We start from the raw sequence: 3,740 nt of genomic DNA, 5'->3' as shown, positions 1-3,740 counted from the left end.
GCTACTAAGGGAACCAGATCAATCCCCTCCTCTGCGCATAACTCTCCGTAGGTGCCGTGTTTCAGTAGTTCATAAACTGAAGACGCTGCACCCGGAGCAGAAGCTGCTACTTTCATCGAACTTACGGATTGGAGGCAATTTTTTAAGATTTTTTGGGGATGGGTATTTCTGTACTTTTTTTGTTTTTTGGAAAGGATGTATAACTGTGAAAAAAGTCATCGCGAACGAGACCTATGCTTGCATTCTGAATGAAGCATCGTGAGCATCTTGGAACAAAATTGATGCGCCATGGCCTGTGCCAGGAACGTAGAGCCCAACATCACGCTACGAGTAGTAGAGGAGTTGCAGTACGTCGATGGGGGGAAGCTCAAGAGGTACCTAGAAACAACAATCTCAAAGAGTAAAGCAGAGTAGAAGTGAGGAAAGCGAGACCTGACATGGATAGGTCTGAGCCAGGTGAGACCAGGGCGTGCGCATTAAGCGTCTCTTGCGTCGCACGCTCGCTACTCGCGGGGGACCTCATGACTACTTGATCACTCTTCGGAACGTTGTGCGATGCTGAGTTCGGTTCTGTCTACTGGTTTACAACCGTGATAGTTCGGAAATGTCCTCCTGCGGGCTGATTTGCAGGCAGGTGTGTCGTGTCTGGGAATCGTCTGAAATAATGACGGGGCACGTTAGAGCAGTCAACTGCGGGTGCTTGGCGACTCATAGGTAAGCTGAACGACTCATAAATGAGTTGGACGACTCGTAAGTGAGCTTGGTAACTTCGTTTGCTGTTGCTAGCCATCTTGTCTCGAAGTGTAGTAGAAGTACTACTACACGCGTTTTGCTCACGGTGGTCTGGCCGGTACGTCCCAGGTATCCCAGTAGAAGAGTAGAAGCACCAACAAAACACTTTTCTATTTTGGAGTCAGTGGGCGATTGTATGGGCATGTTTGGTACGACTCACATAACAGATTTCCATCATCTAAATTCATTCTTGCTCCACATTTGCATTGTATGCGTCTTGTGCGAGCCTTCGCGGCGGGCTTTGTAGCGGGTTTGGTTGCAGGTTTCGTAGTTGGCTTTGTAGAAGGCTTCGTGGCGGGCTTCGTGGCGGGTTTCGCAGCAGGCTTTGTAGAAGGTTTCGCAGCAGGTTTTACAGCGGGCTTGGGTACAGGTTTGTGCGCGGGTTTGGGCACAGGCTGCTGTAAAGACGGTGTTGTTGAACCGAAGGGGGCAGTGTTGAATATCTTGGGTGAAGCTTTGGGCAAAGCTTTAGTTAAAGCTTTGGCGGTCGGCTTGGGAGCTATTGGCGTAGGGGTGCTGGTTTCGTTTGCTTCGGTTGCTCGGGCGAGTTCTCCTGTGATCGTTTGCTGAACAGTCGTATGCGCCAGGGGAGGGTAGGTGTCGGAGTCTATTGGGGCAGGGACTGGTGCTACTTGAATGCGTGAAGGAGAAGATGGCTTTTGCGATGGGGAATACGTGGTACTTCGCAAGCCAGATGCAGACGGCAGAGCAGGGAATGCGACTGGATTGTCCAGTCGTGAGGGTGAGGGGCTAGATGGCTCTGCGCTAAACAGCGAGGCAAGGTCATTCTTGACAAGGTGATCTTCGATTTGGTTTCTTCGTAGAGGGGAGGTCCTTTTGGCGTTGAACACTGTTGCTTGAAGACGAGAAACAATGTTGGAAAGCACGAAGACGCCACAATCCGTGGAATTCGTTTGAATAGGGCTAGATCCGATGAGCACGGTGGGTTGGGAGCTGTGCGTGCGGAGAAGCCACTTGGAGAAATTGTCAAGGGCCTTGATACGTAGGGAGGGAACATAACTTGGAGCAGAATCATACCACAGTATGCTGTTTAAGGGCTGTGCGTAGTGCAGCATAATCCAGTGCGCTTGGGCGTTGAGAGGTTTTAGGTGTACTGGTAAGAAGATGTCACCCAGTGGCGGTGTCCTCATGGACCGTTGCTGCTGCTGGGAAATGTGGGTGTCGTAGAACTGCGTGTACGCGATGTAAACGTCCTTTTTAGCAGAAGAGAGAAGCTGGGTCAAAAGGAAGATGAAAGAATTTATAACTTTGTCATTGAGTTCTTTTTCTTCCTTGAGCGCGAGCAAGTCAGTCCGGGAAGCGCGGATATCGGCAGGGAGATGCGCTAGACTTGGAACATCGGAAAGCGGAGGAGTAGAAATGTTCTCGGGTGACAAGAGTAAAGAAACTTCAGTTCGTGTAAGCTTTTCAGTATCCTGTGGCACCTCTGAGCCCGCGAAGGAAACATCTAGGGGTGTTACGGTGAGGTCAGAGGGGTCGGAGAGTGTGTTCCGTGGGGGGCTCATTTGTCTGCTCGAGGGTTCTGGTGAACGATCGCGGTGTGATGAAGATAGATTAGATGATTGTTGAATAGTACTGTCTTGGGTTACGGCGTTAGGAGCCAGCGGGATAGTTACTGTGGCTGGCAAATGTGCCGACTTGCCTAGGGGGTCTTTTTTGAAGGGCCAAATGGACAAAACTGGACGGAAGACGATGTCATACAGCTGGCGTCGGGATTGGTCGTCTACGTGGCGCTGCATGAACTTCGAAATTCCACTTTGAATGGTATGTAACAGAAAGCGTCGGGTGAAAAGGTTACTAAGGAGTCGGTAGACAGCTTGTGTGAATTTTTGGAGATCTTGACTGAAACGGAAGGGGACTACGAGACCGGAGATAACGCAGCCGATCTTGTTCGATTCAGGCATGGTACTGGCATGAGATGGAAATCGCACTAGCTGGAATGGGAAAGCATTTTGTTTATCTCTCATCGTAAAGTGCAGCTGATTGGCGATGGTATGGAAATGGAACAAGAGGAAAGGAGCGCCGTCAGGTGAGGTGGAGTTGCCGGTTTCATGGAGCTGAAGCTTGTAGTCCTCAGAAGCTGGGAGATCTTTGGCGTTAAGATTGGAAGCTCTATCATCGATGTAACGGCAAGCGTGCTTGAAGTTATTGAATGAAGAACTTACATGCGCGGGTCCATGCTTCGCGAGGGCTCTATCTACGAAGGCTAATTCATGTGCTGCGAGTGTAAGATTGGCAAGTGGGGCAGATGGTTCTTGTCCCATGCCTAAACCTTTCGCTTGACGGACGAATTTGTCACCTTGCATGATATAAGCGTTCGAAACGATGAAACGAATGGCCTCCATGGTAGGGGTGAAATGCCATTGACTGCTGCCATCAAGTTGCCATGAGTTGAAGATGGTAACTTCGTCCTTTTTGTGCAGGGGTACGAACTTCAGGCGATCGATGTCTAGAGTTGACGATTGATGAACGTGTGAAGCAACGAACTGAAGGGCCCGCTTTATCATACGCTCTACGCATGTAAAGATCATCTCGTGCGGTAATTGTGTATACATAGTAGAGAAATCGTCGCAGCGCACTTGCTGGGCACCTGACAAGACAGTGAGGCTTTCGGCGGCATCGCGAATGATCCAGATGCGTCTTGGATCGCCGTTTTCCATACGTATCTTGTCTTCGAAGAGAAGGATATCGATGATAGCGTCAAGGAACAGTGTGACGTGTTTTCCTAGTGCTGTGAGAGTTGTTTCACCTGGGTATCGACCGTTCTTTCTGCGATTGTGTTCGGTGATACCATTAACTTTGACTACGTTTAACTCAGAATGGCCGGCGATATACCTGTCAAAGGGCCTGCAAGGCTCCTTGTGCAACTTCAAGATAATGTACAGGTATGGGAGAACATTTGGTGTCTTCAGCTTGTACTTGTCGTT

At 49.6% G+C, this 3,740-nt stretch carries 1 protein-coding gene; it reads right to left on the bottom strand.

Annotated elements, in window-relative coordinates; translation table 11 throughout:
• Window positions 1–902 precede the first annotated feature (902 nt).
• Window positions 903–3,740: Ulp1 family isopeptidase (locus Q9Q40_14455; protein MDQ7008420.1), on the bottom strand; the 2,838-nt coding region annotated here is incomplete at its 5' end.

This window comes from Acidobacteriota bacterium (assembly GCA_030949985.1).
Classification (GTDB): Bacteria; Acidobacteriota; Polarisedimenticolia; order J045; family J045; genus JALTMS01.
The sequence above is the reverse complement of the archived record's forward strand: the minus strand, read 5'-3'. Positions and strand labels throughout refer to the sequence as shown.